The sequence below is a fragment of the Mycobacterium sp. 2YAF39 genome (genome assembly GCF_052114565.1).
GTDB lineage: Bacteria > Actinomycetota > Actinomycetes > Mycobacteriales > Mycobacteriaceae > Mycobacterium.
This window is the reverse complement of sequence record NZ_JBFREZ010000001.1, coordinates 898,729-915,645: the sequence shown is the minus strand read 5'-3', so window position 1 is coordinate 915,645 and position 16,917 is coordinate 898,729. Positions and strand designations below refer to the sequence as shown.

Genomic DNA, 16,917 nt, shown 5'->3' with positions numbered 1-16,917 from the left:
ATAGCGCATGAAGTCTGTGCTGACGACACCCTTCGGATTCGAATCGACCGCCGCCGAGGTCATCGCGGGGGTTGACCTGCACGGCAAGACAGCCGTGGTCACCGGGGCGGCGTCGGGCATCGGCGTGGAGACCGCGCGTGCCCTCGCGGGCGCGGGCGCGCACGTCACGCTGGCTGTGCGCGACCCCGCCGCAGGTTCGCGCGTCGCCGCCGACATCGGCGACGACAACACCGACGTCCGTGCGCTCGACCTGAGCGATCTTTCGAGTGTTTCAGCCTTCATCCGCGGCTGGACAGGACCGCTGGACATCTTGGTCAACAACGCAGGCGTGATGGCCGTTCAGGAACTCACCATCTCCCCCAGTGGCCATGAATTGCAGTTCGCCACAAATCATCTCGGCCACTTCGCGCTCGCCGTCGGACTCTACGGCGCGTTGGCGTCGGCAGGCGCGGCGCGGATCGTCTCGGTGAGCTCCAGCGGGCATCTGCGCTCACCGGTCGTGTTCGACGACATAGACTTCGCGTTCCGTGAGTACGACCCGTTCAGCGCGTACGGGCAGTCCAAGACAGCCAATGTGCTGTTCGCGGTCGAAGCCACCCGGCGCTGGGCCGACGACGGCATCACGTCCAACGCACTGATGCCGGGTGGAATCGTGACCGCCCTCCAACGCCATATGGACCCGGGTTACGCCGCCGGGTCCGCCGAGCGTTTCCGCCGAGCGGGAAGCCAACTCAAGTCCGTCGAGCAGGGCGCCGCGACCTCGGTGCTGCTCGCTGCCTCCCCGTTGCTGGATGGCATCGGCGGCCGCTATTTTGAGGACTGCAACGAGGCCACGGTGGTGACGAGGCGCGACGAGTTCGGCCTGTCCGGTGTGGCACCGTATGCACTGGATGTGTCCAACGCCGAACGGCTGTGGGAGTTGTCTTTGAAGTTGACCGGATAGTCATGCCTGAGGGCGACACCGTCTTTCGTAGCGCGGCCAAGCTGCGCGACGCGCTCGAAGGCAAAACGTTGACTCGATGCGATGTCCGGGTGCCGAAGTTCGCCACCGTGGATCTGACGGGCTGTGTGGTCGACGAGGTGCTGAGCCGGGGCAAGCATCTCTTCATCCGCGCGGGTGACGCGAGCATTCATTCGCACCTGAAGATGGACGGCGCCTGGCTGATCGGCGGCCAGATTCGCCGGGTCCCTGCGCACAAGATCCGAATCATCCTGGAAACCGCGGATTCCCGTAGCGCGGGTGTCGACCTCGGCGTGCTGGAGATCCTCAAACGCGACAACGACATGGACGCCGTCGCCCACCTCGGCCCCGACCTGCTGGGTGACGACTGGGAGCCGCGCGTCGCGAGGGAGAACCTGACGGCCGACCCCGAACGGCCTCTCACCGACACGCTGTTGGATCAGCGGGTGATGGCCGGGGTGGGCAACGTGTACGCAAACGAGCTCTGCTTCGTCACCGGGTATCTGCCCACCACACCCGTCGGCGCCGTCAAGGATCCGCTGCGGATGGTGCAACGCGCGCGGGACATGTTGTGGCTCAACCGGTCCCGAGCCAACCGGACGACGACCGGAGACACCCGATCCGGCCGAGACCTTTGGGTCTACGGCCGGGTCGGACGTCCGTGCCGGCGGTGCGGTACCCCGATCAAGTCAGACAGCAGCGGGGACCGGATCAGTTTCTGGTGCCCGGTCTGTCAGACGTGACGGCAGCGCGAGTTTGAAGATCTTGCGCCAGACTGTGGCGATCTGCCGCGGCAGCGGTCCCTTGTTGTAGGGGATCCCGTAACGGTTGCAGATCTCCTGTACCTCGGGCGCGATCTCGGCATGGCGGTGCGCCGGGATGTCGGGGAACAGATGGTGCTCGATCTGGAACGACAGGTTGCCGCTCAAGATGTGAAACAGCTTGCCCCCGGTCAGGTTCGCCGACCCCAGGATCTGACGGAAGTACCACTGGCCACGCGTCTCGGCCTTGGTTTCTTCGATGGAGAACTCCTGCACGTCCTCAGGGAAGTGTCCGCAGAAGATGATCACGTTGGACCAGACGTTGCGCATCAGGTTCGCCGTCATGTTCCCGGCGAACACCCAGGGCGCGAACGGGCCGGCCAGTAGCGGGAACGCCACGTAGTCCTTGAGGGTCTGCTTCTTGGTCTTACGCCAGATCCCCTCGAGGATCTCGCGCTTGTCGGCGATCGAGATCTCCCCCGCGGTGATGCGCTCGGTTTCCATCTCGTGTAGCGCGACGCCGTATTGGAACAGCACCATCAGCAGGAATGCCCACACGGGATTGCCGAGGAAGTACGGCTTCCATTTCTGGTCCTCGCTGATCCGCAGGATTCCGTAGCCCACATCGCGGTCCATGCCGACGATGTTGGTGTAGGTGTGGTGCATGTAGTTGTGCGAGTGCCGCCACTGGTCAGCCGGGCAGGCGGTGTCCCATTCGAAGTTCTTGCCCGCCAACGTCGGATCGCCGGTCCAGTCGTACTGGCCGTGCATGATGTTGTGGCCGATCTCCATGTTGTCGAGGATCTTCGAGATGCCCAGCATCGCGGTGCCTGCGAGCCAGAACGGCGGGAAGATGCCGCCGAAGAGCATCGCACGGCCGGCGACCTCCAGACCGCGCTGCGCCTTGATGATCCGGCGGATGTAGGTGACGTCGCGCTCGCCGAGGTCGGCGATCACACGCTCTTTCAGCGCGTCGAGCTCTCGGCCGAACGCGTCGGCCTGCTCGGGGCTCATGGTGACGGTCTTGCCGCCAACGGTTTTCGAGATGGTCTTCGGTTGGGGGGTGGTTGCTGTAGTCATGGCTTGTCCTTTCTGGTCCGTTTCGGATCTAAAGCGCGATGTCGACGTCGCCGACGGGAGCGGACACACAGATACGCACGTCTTCTGCTTCGCTACTGGATACGGTTCCGGTGATCAGGTTCTTGACGACACCGCTGGTCTTGCGGCGGGTGCAGGTGCCGCAGATACCCATCCGGCATCCGCTTTCCGGCGCGAGGCCTGAGGCCTCGGCCTGCTCGAGCAGCGGCCGGCCGTCATCGGTCAGCTCGACACCGCTGTCGGTGAATGCGATTCGGCCGCCGGACGTCTCGGTCGACGGGGCGAATACAGGTGGGACGAAGCTCTCCGAGACCGCGTCCGGGTAGTGCGTGCGGACGGCCTCCACGAGCGCCTGCGGGCCACATACGAACACCGCGTCGGGCTCGGGCATCGCGGCGGCAAGGTGGTCGGCTCCGAAGTAACCCTCGAGGTCGCCATGCCCGTGGCGCGTGTAGCCATGCAGCACCCGTACTCCCGCCATCGCGGCGAGCTCGCCTGCATAGCAGGCTTCCTGCGCGTTGCGTGCGTAGTGGATGAAGGCGACCTCGCGATCGGATCCCTCGTTGCGCATTGTGCGCAACATGGACATCACCGGGGTGATACCGCTGCCGCCCGACACGAACAGAATCCGCCCGGGTCGCACCGTGGGCAGCACGAAGTCCCCGCCGACGGAGTCCAACCCGACGACCATGCCCGGGCGGGCGTGGTCATAGAGGTATGTGGACACCAGTCCGCCGTCGTGGCGGCCGATCGTCAGCTCGATGTACGGGGATCCCTCGGCGCTGGCCGGAGAATAAGGCCGGGTGCGACGACGGCCATTGATCTCGACCGTGAGATTGATGTGTTGTCCGGCCCGAAAACCGGTGAACGCCTGATTCGGTTCCAGCGTCAGCGTGACGCTGCGGGGGGTCTGCCGACGCACTGCGATCACCTTCGCGCGGGCGTCTCCCCGTGTCCAGGTCCGGTCGACCAGCTCGGTGTATCGGTCCACGCCGTGGGGGCCGGTCAGCAACTCTAGAAGAGGCGACCGTCGCACGCGGCGTGTCAAAGTTTGAGTGAACATGTGTATACCGTGCGCCGCTCCTCCGGGGCGCGTCAACAGATTCGCGCAGGTTGTGGTAGGTTTCACAAAGTGAACAACCGTACGCCCAGTTCACGAACGAGCCGTTCGAGCAGGTCAAGCAAGTCCCGGTCCCGTGACACGCTCTCCCGTGAAGAGCGCAAGGAGGCCACCAGGCGGGCCATCGTCGCCGCCGCCCTGCGCCTGCTGGAGGACCGCAGCTTCACCGCCCTGTCCCTGCGTGAGGTCACTCGTGAGGCGGGCATCGTGCCTGCGGCCTTCTATCGCCACTTCGAAACGATGGAGGCGCTGGGCCTCGTGCTCATCGACGAGTCCTTCCGCGCCCTTCGCGACATGCTGCGTGGTGCGCGAGCGGGCAAGCTCGATCCGAACCGCGTCATCGAGTCGTCCGTGGACATCTTGATCGAGGGCGTCAACGAACGTCGCGAACACTGGCGCTTCATCGGCCGTGAGCGCTCGAGCGGCGTGAGCGTGCTTCGGTACGCCATCCGCACGGAGATCCGCCTGATCACGTCGGAGTTGGCGATCGACCTCGCTCGCTTCCCCGGCCTCAATACGTGGAGCGGCGAGGACCTCAACATCCTGGCGAGCTTGTTCGTCAACGCGATGATCTCGATCGCAGAAGCCATCGAAGACGCCAACGACGCCGTCGCGCTCGATGAGATCAGGCGCATCGCGGTCAAGCAGCTACGCATGATCGTCGTCGGCGTCACCGGCTGGCGCAGCACCGTCTGAGTCCTTCCCTCAGGCGATAACGTGTCGCCCATGCCTCATCTCGAATTGACGTACCCCCGGCCTGAGATCGCAGTCCTGACACTGAACCGACCGGAAAAGCTCAACGCGCTCTCGTACGAGCTGGTCGAGGACCTGCACGCCACGCTCGACGGCATCCGCGCCAACAACGATTGCCGGGTCGTCGTGCTCACCGGCGCAGGGCGGGGCTTCTGCTCGGGCCTGGACCTGACGGAACCGAACCCCGACAAGGCGGGTGGAGGCACGGAGTTCCCCCGCGCCGGAATGCGTTGGCAGGAGCGCATCGCCGACCTCACCGCCAAGATCCATCACCTGCGGCAGCCGGTGATCGCGGCGGTCAACGGGGCGGCCTACGGCGGCGGAATGGGGATCGCGCTGGCCTGCGATATCCGCATCGCGTCCCAATCCGCGTGGTTCTGCACCCAGTTCATCAAGCTCGGTCTCGGCGGATGCGACATCGGCGTCAGCTACACACTGCCCCGCATCGTCGGCGCGGGCCCGGCCTTCGACCTCATTCTGACCGCGCGAGCGGTCGACGCCGACGAGGCGCTGCGGCTCGGCATGGTGTCACGTGTGGTTCCCGACGCGGCGGTGGTCGACGATGCGCTTGCGATCGCCGAAACACTCTGTAGCTACGGCAAGTTCGGTGTGGAGTCCACCAAGCAGGTGCTGTGGGCCAACCTGGACGCATCGAGCCTGGAAGCGGCACTGCACCTGGAGAACCGCAGCCAGATACTGGCGTCGACGGGTGGGGTGATGGCTGACGCTACCGAGGCGTTCCGCCACCGTCAGCGATGATCACGGTTCCGGTCATATAGCTTCCGGCATCGGACGCCAAAAGCAATGCGGCGCCTACCATCTCGTCTGGTGTGCCAAGACGCTTCATCAGGTTGCTGCCGGCCATCCGGTCGATGGCCTCCTGCGGGTTGTTCCGCATCATGTCGGTGTCGACGGGCCCCGGCGCGATGGCGTTCACCCGGATTCCTGCCAAGGCGTACTCGGCGGCCATCGATCGGGTGAAGGACATCAACGCCGCCTTATTGGACGAATAGATCGCCGTCCCCGGCGCAAAATTGAACGCACCGGTAGAGATCATGTTCACCACCGAGGCGTGCGCACTGGCCTTCAGATGCGGCAGCGCCGCCTGCACGAGGAACACCGGTCCGCGGAGATTGACCTCGTACGACTTGGTCAACGCGTCCGCGGTCATCTCCCCGACAGGCTGTGCCAGCGCATTGGCCGCATTGTTGATCACCACGTCGATGCCGCCGAACTCGTCGATGGTCCTGCGCACCAGCGCTTCGAGCGCGTCCACATCTCCCAGGTGGGTGGGGACGCCGATGGCCTCACCGCCGAGGGCGCGCAAGTGCTGTGCGGCCTGCTCACAGGCGTCGGCCTTGCGGCTGGCAACCACCACGCGGGCGCCGGCAAGCGCGAAGCCCTCCGCAAGGGCAAGGCCGATGCCGCGGGTACCACCCGTGACGATGACGGTGCGGTCGGTCAGGTCGAATAGGCGATCAAATGTTGTGCGGTCCACGCGGTCAGTCAAACAGACCGCGGTGTTGCCTCACGTACTGCGCGACGGATTGCGCCGGCCGGCCGAGGATGCGTTCGACGTCGCCCGAAAGGCGGTTGTAGCGATCCTCGCGATGCAAGCGCGCCATCGTCGCGATGTGCTGTGCGACGTGTTCGGGCAGCTCGACAGAATTCAGCAGTCTGCGCTGTTCATCGGGCGAGAGATTCTCGGCGGATATCGGTCGTCCGAGCGCACTGGCGAACTGCTCGGCGAGACCGTCGATGTCGAGCACCTCGGGGCCGGTCAACTCGTACACGTCACCGATGCGGTCGGCGGGATCACGCAGAATCGCCGCCACGACGGCGGCGACATCGGCCGCAGCGATGGGCGACGTGTGACCCGCCGCGAACGGCAACGCAAGCACGCCGCGGCGCTTCACCGTCTGCGCTCCCAGCATCGAGAACAGCGGGTTCTCCAAGAAAACCGTTGGGCGGACGTGGGTTACGGGCAGATTCGACCAATTGAGCACATGTTCGGCCAGCCAGTGCAAGCGCTGATGCTCGGACTCACCTGTACTGGTCAGGGTCATCTGTGACACCGTCATCTGCGACATGTTGACGATCGCATCGAGGTGGCCGCGCTCCAGCGCCGCCGCGCAGACCTCGGTAGTGGCCAGCAGGTAGTCGGCCGACACACTCATGTTGAAGAACATGCGGTGAACACCGGTCAGCGCGTCGACGATGTCGGCAGCGCGTGTCAGATCACCGACGACAACTTCGGCTCCCAACTCCCGAAGTTGTTGCGCCCGTTCGTCATCACGACGCACCATGGCCCGCACCTGTTCACCGTCACCGAGTAACGACTCGACGACAGTTCGACTGACGCTGCCGACCCCGCCACCGGCCCCGGTGATCAGGTACACCGAATCAACCGGTCGCTAGACGCAACCGCTGACGCTGATGCGCCGGCCCACGCTGGCGCACACATCGACGTTCGGGGCTGGCGGTACGTAGTACGCCGGCGGCGGAGGTGGAGGCGGCGGCGGGGGCGGGGGCGGAGGCGGCGGCGGCGCACCCGACGGTGGTGGAGGCGGTGGTGGAGGCGGGGGTGGTGGAGGAGGAGGGGGTAGTGCGTCGTTGAGGTAGGAGAACGGGTCGCTGCATCCGGAGACGTCGACAAACCTGCCGCCGACGGATCCACAGAATGTGGCGTCGGCATGGGGTGTGCCCACAGTGACCAGACCGCCTGCGAACAACAATGCCGCGCCACAAAGCCAGATCTTGCGCACGTTTTCGCTCCTTCAGGACCGTCGGCGGGAAGCCGTGGATGCGATTCTCGCAGTTCCGGTGCCCGGTGTAACCGGAAAGGCCCATGCCCGCCGGTGTGTGTCCGCTGACAAAGTCCCTCGGATCCGACCAGACTTTGCTGCGCAGCAGGCCCAGGAGCAGGCACGACACCGGGGCACCTCGACATGCGCGCCTCGTCGCCACCCTTTCGCATTTTGGATGGAAGATTGCCACGGCGTCATAGCTGCAGCCGGGGAAAATGCGCTTTTGCACCTAACGGGCGGTTCACACCCCCAAAGAAGATGTTTGCCGAGTGATGCCCAATGTCCCGCCCGAGCATTCTGGCCAAATTGCCAAGCTGGCCTACTTCCTTTGGCAAGAAGTTCCCGGTACGTTTGCTGCGACGCAACGGCGTGCCGGGGGAACCTTCGGGTTTGGCGCCGCCAAGTCGGTCCCGACTGTTCTGACCCTGGGGAATGTTCATGCCTGCTCGCGTCACCCGTCGTACCCGTATGCGGTTCATCCGCATCACCATGGCCATGGGAATGGCACTGCTCGGAAGCATGGTGATCGTGAATGCGCCGGCCAACGCGGCCGACGTCTGGCAACCGAAGAAACCGCCGTTGTCGACCAGGTGGACCCCGCTGGTCGGACCGAAGAATGCGCTCCCCGAGTATCCGCGGCCACAGTTGTCTCGGCCGAAGTGGTTGAACCTCAACGGCCTGTGGGGGTACACCGGCAGGCCCGCAAGCGGCGCGGCCAGCGGACCACCCGCGGAACGTGAATACCGCGATCAGATCCTGGTGCCCTTCCCCACGGAGTCTGCACTGTCGGGCATCCAGCGCCACGACGATCAGATGTGGTACCGCAAGGTTTTTCAGGTCCCTGACGATTGGGACAACCAGCATGTGCTGCTGCACTTCGGCGCTGTCGACCAGATCGCAACCGTATGGGTCAACAACAAGCAGGTCGCACGTCACGAGGGCGGGTACACCGAGTTCAGCGCCGACATCACCAGCGCGCTGCGACCATCGGGGCCGCAGGAGCTGACCGTGCGTGTCGAGGACCGCAACGAAAACAGCGGCTTCGCAGTCGGCAAGCAGCGCAACAATCCCGCCGGGCTCTTCTACACAGGAGCATCGGGTATCTGGCAGACGGTGTGGGTGGAACCGGTGCCGAAGTCATACATCGACAAACTCGACGTCACCCCGGATCTGACCAGTTTCACTGTGACGCCGCGTGTTTCGGGCGCGACGGATCAGCGCGCCGAGGTGGTCGTCTCCAAACCGGGCGGTGAGGTGGTGGCGCGCGCATCGGGAAAGCCGGGCGCCGCGCTGCGCCTGCAGGTGCCGTCCCCGCATCTGTGGACGCCCGACGACCCGTACCTCTATGACCTGAGCGCCAGGCTGGTGAGCCGGTCCGGCCAGGTGATCGACGAGGTTTCCAGCTACGGCGGCATGCGCACGATCAGCACGGTCAAAGATGCGCAGGGCAGGTCGCGTATCGCGCTGAACGGCAAGATCACGTTCCTGCACGGTCCGCTGGACCAGGGCTACTGGCCAGACGGGATCTACACCGCACCCACCGATGACGCACTGAAGTTCGACCTCGAGCAGATCAAGGCACTCGGAATGAACTCCGTCCGCAAGCACGCGAAGGTCGAACCTGCGCGGTGGTACTACTGGACCGACAAGCTGGGACTCCTGGTGTGGCAGGACATGCCGTCACTGGAGGTGTCCCTCGACATCCCCACGGGACCTGCGCCGACACCGCGTCGCGATGCGCAAGCGCATTTCGAAAACGAGCTGTCGGAAATGGTCCATCAGCTGAGCAGCGTCACGTCGATCGTGGGCTGGGTGCCGTTCAACGAGGGCTGGGGCGAGTACGACACGGCCAGAGTCGCCAGAGCGGTGAAGGCGGAGGATCCGACCCGCATGGTGATCCCCAACAGCGGGGCGAACTGCTGCAAGTCCCGCGGCGACAGCAGGGCAGGCGATGTCTTCGACGACCACACCTATGTGGGTCCGGGCCGGCCGGTGGTCCGCGACGGCAGGGTGACCGTGAACGGTGAGTACGGCGGCCTCGGCCTGGTCGCAGAGGCCAACCGGTGGCCCGGGCCGCCGATGGCCTATGAGATGACCGACAGCAAGGAGCGGCTGACGCAGCGCTACGTCGAGGTCAGCCTCGACCTCGAGAGAATCGAGCGAGAGATCGGCCTTTCGGGTGCGATCTACACGCAGACGACGGATGTCGAGAACGAGGTCAACGGCTACATGACCTACGACCGGCAGGTCATGAAGGTCGATCTCCCGGTCGTGGCGGGGCGAAATCGCGCGGTCATCGCGGCGGGATCGCAATAGCGATCAGGTCAACCCCAGCGAACGCCTGCTGACGAACGCACGCGGCACGCCCGAGATCGGATCGTCGAACTCGAGACTGTGCGCAATCAGTTGCAGCGGCTTCGAGAAGTCGTCGGGTGCCACATCGATCACGTTCGGGTACAACGGGTCTCCGGCGATCGGCAGTCCCAGCGACGCCATGTGGACCCGCAGCTGATGCGTACGTCCGGTGCGCGGCGTCAACCGATATGAACCCTCGCCCAAATGCTCGATGACGGACTCGGCATTCGGCTCACCCGGCACCTCGGTCGCTTGTAAGTGACCGCGCTGCTTGATGATCCGGCTGTGCACCACCGTCGGCAGCGTGACTTGCGGATCGGCATCGGCGCGCGCCAGATACGTCTTGCGGACCAGGCCACGCGCGAACAGGGTCTGGTACGCGCCCCGAACCTCACGCCTCGCCGTGAACAACAGCACACCCGCCGTCAGGCGGTCCAGGCGATGCGCCGGCGATAAGGCGGGCATATCGAGTTCACGGCGCAGTCGCACCAGCGCCGACTGCGCGACGTGCCTGCCCCGGGGCATCGTCGCAAGGAAGTGTGGTTTGTCGACCACGACGATATCGTCGTCGCGATGCAGGATCGGCATGTCGAAGGGCACCGGAATTTCTTCGCGCAGTTCGCGATACAGGTAGACGAAGGCGCCGGTAGGCAATACCGTTGCGGCGTCGACGACGCTGCCGTCGGATGTCACCACTTCGCCGCTGAGGACCTTGGCCGCCGCAGGTTCCCCGAACCGGTCAGCCAGTTCGACGAGAACGGCACCGCCCCGTAACCGCACCCGCGCCGGACCGAGTCCATCACGCACCGGCAGCGGCGCAACCCTCCTCCCCCGGGTCACTCCGTTCCTGCCCCCAGGGATCCGCCTCAATTGAGGGGCACCGGTTCGAGAATCTCCGCACGCGCCTCCGGGGCGGCGGCCCGCAGCGCATCGGCGGATTCGTCGTCGGGCTCCTGCTGGCTGCGCACCTCGGCCTCGACACGGGCCAGGTAGGTCGACACCTCGCGATCGATGTCCTTGTCGCTCCAACCCAGCACCGGCGCAACCACTTCGGCCACTTCGCGCGCACAATCCACGCCGCGGTGCGGGTATTCGATCGAGATCCTCATCCGCCGGGCGAGGATGTCCTCGAGATGGAGCGCCCCTTCGGCCGCTGCGGCGTACCACGCCTCCACCTTGAGGTACACCGGCGCCTCGGTGATCGGGGTGAGAAGCTCCGGCCTGCCCTCTGCCATCTGCAGCACCTCACCGATCAGCGAACCGTAGCGGTCGAGCAGGTGACGCACCCGATAGGGGTGCAGACCGTAATGCGCTCCGACGCTTTCGGTCTGGTTGATCAACGCGAAGTAGCCGTCGGCACCCATCAGCGGAACCTTTTCGGTGATCGACGGCGCCACCCTGGCCGGAACGTACTCGGCTGCGGCGTCGATCGCGTCGGCGCCCATCACCCGGTATGTCGTGTACTTACCGCCGGCGATGGCCACCAGACCGGGCGCGGGCACGGCCACCGCGTGCTCGCGCGACAGCTTGGACGTCTCTTCACTCTCCCCCGCCAACAACGGCCGCAGGCCGGCATACACGCCGTCGATGTCGTCGTGGGTCAACGGCGTCGCCAGCACCGTGTTGACCGTGCCGAGGATGTAGTCGATGTCGGCCTTGGTCGCGGCCGGGTGCGCCAGGTCGAGATTCCAGTCGGTGTCGGTGGTGCCGATGATCCAGTGCGTACCCCACGGAATGACGAACAGCACCGAATTCTCGGTGCGCAGGATGATCGCGACCTCACTGACGATGCGGTCGCGCGGGACGACGATGTGCACGCCCTTGGACGCCCGCACCCGAAAACGCCCGCGCTGCTTGGACAGTGCCTGGATCTCGTCGGTCCATACTCCGGTCGCGTTGACGACGACGTGGCCGCGCACCTCGGTGACGCCGCCATCCTCGGAGTCGCGCACCTCGACGCCGACGACCCGGTCACCCTCGCGCAGCAGCGACACCACCTGCGTGGAGGTCCGGACCACCGCGCCATAGTGCGCCGCCGTGCGCGCCACCGTCATGGTGTGGCGTGCGTCGTCGACGACGGTGTCGTAGTAGCGGATACCGCCGATGAGCGATGACCGCTTCAGCCCCGGCGCCAGCCGCAGCGCACCCGATTTCGTCAGATGCTTCTGCGGCGGAACGGATTTCGAGCCCCCGAGCTGGTCGTAGAGGAAGATGCCCGCCGCGACGTACGGCCGCTCCCACCATCGGCTGGTCAGCGGGAAGAGAAACGGAAGGGGTTTTACCAGATGGGGCGCCAGCGTGGTGAGCGAGAGTTCACGTTCATGAAGCGCCTCGCGCACCAGCCCGAACTCCAGCTGCTCGAGGTAGCGCAGGCCGCCGTGAAACATCTTCGACGAACGACTCGACGTGCCCGACGCGAAGTCGCGCGCCTCGACGAGGGCCACCTTCAGCCCGCGCGTCGCCGCATCGAGCGCAGCGCCCGCGCCGACCACGCCGCCGCCAACGACGACGACATCGAACTGCTCGCTGCCGAGTCGCGCCCAGGCTTCTGCCCGAGCCTCGGGACTCAGCAGGGTCTGCCCGTTCGCGGGGATCGGGTCGCTCACTGGAAATAGCTCCTTGTTACTGGTCGGTACACACGCCCGGTCCCAGGCTACGTGGACTCAGTCCAGATCGTCGTGCGCCATCAACCTTCGCGCCGCCTCCACGATGGACCCCGACAGTGAGGGATACACCGACAGCGTCTGCGCCAGGTCGGTGACCGACAGGTTGTTCTGCACCGCCAGGGCGATGGGCAGGATCAGCTCCGAGGCGATTGGGGCGACCACAACGCCGCCGATCACCACGCCCGTCGCAGGTCGGCAGAAGATCTTCACGAAGCCGAGCCGCAGCAGCGACATCTTGGCCCTGGCGTTGGTGTTGAGCGGCAGCATCAGCGTCCGTGCGGGCACGCTGCCGCTGTCGATCGCCGTCTGCGGGACACCGACCGCGGCGATCTCCGGCCTGGTGAACACGGCGGCGGAGACGGTGCGCAGCCGGATCGGCGTCACACCCTCCCCCAGCGCGTGGTACATCGCGATACGCCCCTGCATGGCGGCCACCGAGGCCAGCGGCAGAAGACCCGTGCAGTCGCCTGCGGCATAGATCCCCGACGCCGAGGTCCGCGACACCCTGTCGACTTTCAGATAATTGCCCGGGGCCAGCTCGATCCCGGCCTTCTCCAAGCCCAGTCCCGAGGTGTTGGGCACCGAACCGACAGTCATCAGGGCGTGGCTGCCCTCGACCGTTCTGCCGTCGGCCATCGTCACGACCACACCGTCGGCCGTCCGCGTCACCGAGTCGGCGCGGGCGTTCTTCACCAGCTTCACGCCGCGATCGGCGAAGGCCTCCTCCAGCACGGCCGCCGCATCGGAGTCCTCGTGCGGGAGGATCTGGTCGCGGCTGGCCACCACGGTGACCGGGACGCCGAGTTCGGTGTAGGCGTTGCAGAACTCGGCTCCGGTGACACCGGAGCCGACGATGATGAGGTGCTGCGGAAGTTCCGTCAGGTCGTAGAGCTGGCGCCAGTTCAGGATGCGCTCGCCGTCGGGCCTGGCGTTTGGCAACACTCGTGGGCTGGCCCCGGTGGCGATCAGCACGACGTCGGCTTTGAGCGTGCCGATGCGGCCGCCCGCGGTGGTGACCTTCACCCGGTGATGGGCCATACCGGAGGTGTCATCGACCAGCTCACCGCGTCCTTGCACGACCGTGACGCCCTCACGAAGCAGCTGGTGTCCGATGTCGGTGGATTGCGACTTCGCAAGAGTCTTGACGCGATTGTGGATCTGGTCCAGGGAGATCTTGGCGTCTTCGATCGCGATGTCGAAGCCGAGACCGGACGCGCGGCGCAGTTCGGTGCGCACGCCGGTGGATGCGATGAACGTCTTGGACGGGACGCAGTCCCACAGGACGCACGCGCCCCCGATGCCGTCAGAGTCGACCACGGTGACCTCGACGTCGGGTCCGCGAGCGGCGGCCACGAGTGCGGCCTCGTAGCCGGCGGGACCGCCGCCGATGATCACGATGCGCGTTGCCACGGCGTCAACGCTAGCCAAGCGAATGGTTGATCGCCCAGCCTGTGGGCGAAGCCGGTGGGAGAAGCCGGCCAGAAAAGCTTTAGAGTTTCCTGGTGCCGCTGTACGCCGCCTACGGATCCAACATGCATCCAGAGCAGATGTTGGAGCGGGCGCCCCATTCCCCCATGGCGGGGACGGGATGGCTGCACGGCTGGCGGCTGACGTTCGGCGGTGAGGATATCGGCTGGGAAGGTGCCCTGGCCACGCTGGTCGAGGATCCGCTGTCCAAGGTCTTCGTCGTGCTGTACGACATGACAAAGGAAGACGAGGCCAACCTCGACCGCTGGGAGGGTTCAGAGCTCGGATTCCACAAGAAGATCCGATGCCGGGTGCATCGGACCGCATCGGACACCAGCTTCGAGCCGGTGCTGGCGTGGCTGTACGTGGTCGACGCGTGGGAAGGCGGTCTGCCCTCGGCCCGCTATATCGGCGTCATGGCGGACGCCGCCGAAATCGCCGGTGCACCAGATGAGTATGTGCACAGCCTGCGCACCCGACCGGCCCGCAACATCGGGCCCGGCACCTCCTAGCCCCCGTTGCGCGAGCCAGCCTAGAAGGCCGCGGCCTGTTCGACGATGTTCACCAGGAACCGCACGCCCACCGCCATCGCCCGTTCGTCGATGTCGAATGTGGGCTGATGCAGGTCCAACTGCGGCCCGCGGCCTGACCAGACGCCCAGCCGCGCCATCGCGCCGGGGACGTCCTCGAGATACCAGGAGAAGTCCTCGCCGCCACCGGACTGGCGGGTGTCGCACAGCACGTCGGGGCCGATCGCCTCGATGGCATGGGTGACGATGCGCGTCGAGATCTCTTCGTTGACCACCGGCGGCACCCCGCGCCGGTACTGCAGAGTGTGCTCGATGTTCAGCGGGGCCAGCAGCGATGAAATCGCCTCGCGCACAATAGCTTCCAGCGTCTCCCAGGTCTCGCGGCTCGCGGTGCGGATGGTTCCCGCCAGCGTGCCGGTCTGCGGGATCGCGTTGGCGGCGGTGCCGGCGTTGACGGCACCCCACACCATCACCGTGCTGTTGCGCGGGTCGATGCGCCGGGACAGGATCCCGGGCACGCCGCTGATCAACGTGCCGATCCCGTAGACCAGATCTCCGGTGAGGTGTGGTCGCGACGTGTGCCCGCCGGGCGAGTGCAGAGTCACCTCGAGCTGATCGGCGGCCGAGGTGATCGGGCCCGGCCGGACCGCGACCTTCCCCACGGCCAGCCGCGGGTCGCAGTGCAGCGCAAAGATTCGTGACACCCCGGTCAACGCGCCCGCCGCAATCGCGTCGATCGCACCACCTGGCATCAGCTCCTCGGCGGCCTGGAAGATCAACCGCACCCCGACGGGCAGTTCCGGCACTGATGCCAGCGCCAGGGCGGTTCCCAACAGGATCGAGGTGTGCGCGTCGTGGCCGCAGGCGTGCGCGACGTTGGGGACCACCGACGCGTACGGCGCGCCGGTGCGGTCGGCCATCGGCAGCGCATCCATATCGGCGCGGAGCGCGATCCTCGGCCCGTGCTCAGGGCCGAAGTCACAGGTCAGACCGGTACCTCCGGGCAACACCTTGGGGTTGAGGCCAACATCGGCCAGCCGCGAGGCGACGAACTGTGTGGTGGCGAATTCCTGGCGGCCCAGCTCCGGGTGGGCGTGCATGTGGCGACGCCAGGCCACCAGATCCGCGTAATGGGTGTCCAGCCACACTTCGATGGCTTCGTGCAGACTCATGACGCCCGCCTCGTCTTGTGTTCCAGCACCCTGTCCCGCTGCGCCGGCGTCTCGGCCAGCGTCACCACCGTGCGGGCCAGCATGATCGCCCCTTCGACGACGGCCGTGTCCGCGCCGGGCCCCGCGGCGGCCTCGGCGAAGGCCGGCTGGTGCACGGACGCGCCGCCGGAGTCGATCCCGACGATCGGATGGATACCCGGCATCACCTGAGTGACGTTGCCCATATCGGTACTGCCCAGCGGGAATGCCGCCTCGACCTCGGCAGGCAACGGCGACCGACCGATACGCACCATCTCGTCCCGAAACACCTCCGCCAGCCAGGAGTCGGGGGCCAGCTCGTCGTAGGCGGGCTCGGTCGAAGACACCGAATAGTCGCAGCCGGTGGCGACCGCCCCGGCGAGGAAACAGTCGGACATGCGCTTCTCGAGTTCGCGCAGCGACGCGGCGTCGTTCGCCCTCATCGTGTACTCCATCTCGGCCCGGCCCGGAATGATGTTGGTGGCCTGGCCGCCATCGGTGACGATGCCGTGCATCATCTGACCGGGCATCAGCTGCTGGCGAAGCAGCCCGATCGCCACCTGGGCGACCGTGACGGCATCGACGGCGTTGACTCCGAGGTACGGGGCCACCGCTGCATGCGATTCCCTGCCGCGATAGCCGACCGCGACCTGGCTCAGCGCCAGCGAGTGGGCGGCGGCGATGTCCAGCGGCCCTGGGTGCAGCATCACGGTGGCGACCACGTCGTCGAACGTTCCCGCGTTGAGCAGCAACACTTTTCCGCCCCCGGCCTCCTCGGCAGGAGTTCCGAGCAGCGCAACCGTCAAGCCCAGCTCGTCGGCCACCTCCGCCAGCGCCAGAGCGGTGCCGACCGCCGACGCGGCGATGATGTTGTGCCCGCACGCGTGTCCGATGCCGGGCAGCGCGTCGTATTCGGCGCAGATCCCGATGACCAGCGGGCCGCTGCCGTAGTCAGCCCGGAAGGCGGTGTCCAGGCCGCCGGGCGCCTTGGTGACCTCGAAACCGTAGTCGGCGACCAGTGCCTGAGTCTTCGCGCAGCTGCGGTATTCGGCGAACGCGAGCTCGGGTTCGGCGTGAATGGAGTGCGACAGCTCGAGCAGATCGCCACGGCGTCGGTTGACGGCGTCGGTGACGCAACTCGACGCAGTGGCGGTGGGCATCCAGGAAGTATCTCACTGCGCCGGTGGGCGCCGGTTCGACGGCTAAGCT

16 protein-coding genes are annotated in these 16,917 nt (G+C 66.2%); 6 read left to right on the top strand and 10 right to left on the bottom strand.

The genetic code is table 11. The features are described from left to right. Positions 1-7 precede the first annotated feature (7 nt). Positions 8-943, top strand: a complete 936-nt coding sequence (locus AB4Z42_RS04595) for an SDR family NAD(P)-dependent oxidoreductase (RefSeq protein ID WP_442007906.1) — start codon at positions 8-10, stop codon at positions 941-943. A gap of 2 nt (positions 944-945) precedes the next feature. Next, entirely contained in the window at positions 946-1,704 is a 759-nt protein-coding gene (gene nei2 / locus AB4Z42_RS04590) for an endonuclease VIII Nei2 (RefSeq protein ID WP_442007905.1), read from the top strand. On the opposite strand, the gene AB4Z42_RS04585 is transcribed toward nei2, so the two are convergent. After that, on the bottom strand, positions 1,651-2,802 hold the full coding sequence (locus AB4Z42_RS04585; RefSeq protein WP_442007904.1) for a fatty acid desaturase family protein: 1,152 nt from the start codon (positions 2,800-2,802) through the stop codon (positions 1,651-1,653). The two genes, nei2 and AB4Z42_RS04585, sit on opposite strands and share 54 nt — an antisense overlap. 28 nt (positions 2,803-2,830) lie before the next feature. After that, positions 2,831-3,883 carry a ferredoxin reductase gene (locus tag AB4Z42_RS04580; RefSeq protein ID WP_442007903.1) on the bottom strand — a complete coding sequence of 351 codons (1,053 nt, stop codon included), beginning with the start codon at positions 3,881-3,883 and terminating at the stop codon, positions 2,831-2,833. Between the two features lie 69 nt (positions 3,884-3,952). Here AB4Z42_RS04580 and AB4Z42_RS04575 point away from each other — a divergent pair, with 69 nt between their 5' ends. Beyond that, positions 3,953-4,636 (top strand): TetR family transcriptional regulator, encoded by a 684-nt coding sequence (locus AB4Z42_RS04575; protein ID WP_442007902.1) that lies wholly within the window; start codon positions 3,953-3,955, stop codon positions 4,634-4,636. 30 nt (positions 4,637-4,666) lie between these two features. Continuing rightward, positions 4,667-5,452: an enoyl-CoA hydratase/isomerase family protein gene (locus tag AB4Z42_RS04570; RefSeq protein ID WP_442007901.1), complete on the top strand. Its 786-nt coding sequence runs from the start codon at positions 4,667-4,669 to the stop codon at positions 5,450-5,452. Here the strand turns inward: AB4Z42_RS04570 and AB4Z42_RS04565 are convergent. The 3 genes from AB4Z42_RS04565 to AB4Z42_RS04555 are packed head-to-tail and all read right to left on the bottom strand — an operon-like array spanning position 5,421 to position 7,458. After that, positions 5,421-6,191: an SDR family NAD(P)-dependent oxidoreductase gene (locus AB4Z42_RS04565; RefSeq protein WP_442007900.1), complete on the bottom strand. Its 771-nt coding sequence runs from the start codon at positions 6,189-6,191 to the stop codon at positions 5,421-5,423. The two genes, AB4Z42_RS04570 and AB4Z42_RS04565, sit on opposite strands and share 32 nt — an antisense overlap. Positions 6,192-6,195: 4 nt before the next feature. Further along, positions 6,196-7,092, bottom strand: coding sequence for an NmrA family NAD(P)-binding protein (locus AB4Z42_RS04560; RefSeq protein ID WP_442007899.1), 897 nt, complete (start codon positions 7,090-7,092; stop codon positions 6,196-6,198). A gap of 15 nt (positions 7,093-7,107) precedes the next feature. Continuing rightward, positions 7,108-7,458 carry an RNA-binding protein gene (locus tag AB4Z42_RS04555; RefSeq protein WP_442007898.1) on the bottom strand — a complete coding sequence of 117 codons (351 nt, stop codon included), beginning with the start codon at positions 7,456-7,458 and terminating at the stop codon, positions 7,108-7,110. Between the two features lie 531 nt (positions 7,459-7,989). Between AB4Z42_RS04555 and AB4Z42_RS04550 the strand changes: the two genes are divergently transcribed. After that, positions 7,990-9,816 (top strand): glycoside hydrolase family 2 protein, encoded by a 1,827-nt coding sequence (locus AB4Z42_RS04550; RefSeq protein WP_442008115.1) that lies wholly within the window; start codon positions 7,990-7,992, stop codon positions 9,814-9,816. 3 nt (positions 9,817-9,819) lie between these two features. Here the strand turns inward: AB4Z42_RS04550 and AB4Z42_RS04545 are convergent, their stop codons facing one another. The 3 genes from AB4Z42_RS04545 to AB4Z42_RS04535 are packed head-to-tail and all read right to left on the bottom strand — an operon-like array spanning position 9,820 to position 13,931. Continuing rightward, on the bottom strand, positions 9,820-10,662 hold the full coding sequence (locus tag AB4Z42_RS04545; RefSeq protein ID WP_442007897.1) for a pseudouridine synthase: 843 nt from the start codon (positions 10,660-10,662) through the stop codon (positions 9,820-9,822). Positions 10,663-10,721: 59 nt separating this feature from the next. Beyond that, on the bottom strand, positions 10,722-12,461 hold the full coding sequence (locus AB4Z42_RS04540) for a glycerol-3-phosphate dehydrogenase/oxidase (RefSeq protein ID WP_442007896.1): 1,740 nt from the start codon (positions 12,459-12,461) through the stop codon (positions 10,722-10,724). Positions 12,462-12,518: 57 nt separating this feature from the next. After that, positions 12,519-13,931: an NAD(P)H-quinone dehydrogenase gene (locus AB4Z42_RS04535; RefSeq protein WP_442007895.1), complete on the bottom strand. Its 1,413-nt coding sequence runs from the start codon at positions 13,929-13,931 to the stop codon at positions 12,519-12,521. Between the two features lie 92 nt (positions 13,932-14,023). Here AB4Z42_RS04535 and AB4Z42_RS04530 point away from each other — a divergent pair, with 92 nt between their 5' ends. Further along, positions 14,024-14,500: a gamma-glutamylcyclotransferase gene (locus tag AB4Z42_RS04530; protein WP_442007894.1), complete on the top strand. Its 477-nt coding sequence runs from the start codon at positions 14,024-14,026 to the stop codon at positions 14,498-14,500. Between the two features lie 20 nt (positions 14,501-14,520). Here the strand turns inward: AB4Z42_RS04530 and AB4Z42_RS04525 are convergent, their stop codons facing one another. Next, positions 14,521-15,690 (bottom strand): M20 family metallopeptidase, encoded by a 1,170-nt coding sequence (locus tag AB4Z42_RS04525; RefSeq protein WP_442007893.1) that lies wholly within the window; start codon positions 15,688-15,690, stop codon positions 14,521-14,523. Continuing rightward, complete coding sequence (locus tag AB4Z42_RS04520) at positions 15,687-16,868, bottom strand: M20 family metallopeptidase (protein WP_442007892.1); 1,182 nt, start codon at positions 16,866-16,868, stop codon at positions 15,687-15,689. Before AB4Z42_RS04520 ends, AB4Z42_RS04525 begins: the two co-directional genes overlap by 4 nt. Positions 16,869-16,917: the final 49 nt, after the last annotated feature.

Excerpts from the sequence above, each read along its gene's own strand:
- AB4Z42_RS04595 (WP_442007906.1), top strand. The coding sequence starts at position 8 with ATGAAGTCTGTGCTGACGACACCCTTCGGATTCGAATCGACCGCCGCC.
- nei2 (WP_442007905.1), top strand. The coding sequence starts at position 946 with ATGCCTGAGGGCGACACCGTCTTTCGTAGCGCGGCCAAGCTGCGCGAC.
- AB4Z42_RS04585 (WP_442007904.1), bottom strand. The coding sequence starts at position 2,802 with ATGACTACAGCAACCACCCCCCAACCGAAGACCATCTCGAAAACCGTT.
- AB4Z42_RS04580 (WP_442007903.1), bottom strand. The coding sequence starts at position 3,883 with ATGTTCACTCAAACTTTGACACGCCGCGTGCGACGGTCGCCTCTTCTA.
- AB4Z42_RS04570 (WP_442007901.1), top strand. The coding sequence starts at position 4,667 with ATGCCTCATCTCGAATTGACGTACCCCCGGCCTGAGATCGCAGTCCTG.
- AB4Z42_RS04550 (WP_442008115.1), top strand. The coding sequence starts at position 7,990 with ATGGCCATGGGAATGGCACTGCTCGGAAGCATGGTGATCGTGAATGCG.
- AB4Z42_RS04525 (WP_442007893.1), bottom strand. The coding sequence starts at position 15,690 with ATGAGTCTGCACGAAGCCATCGAAGTGTGGCTGGACACCCATTACGCG.
- AB4Z42_RS04520 (WP_442007892.1), bottom strand. The coding sequence starts at position 16,868 with ATGCCCACCGCCACTGCGTCGAGTTGCGTCACCGACGCCGTCAACCGA.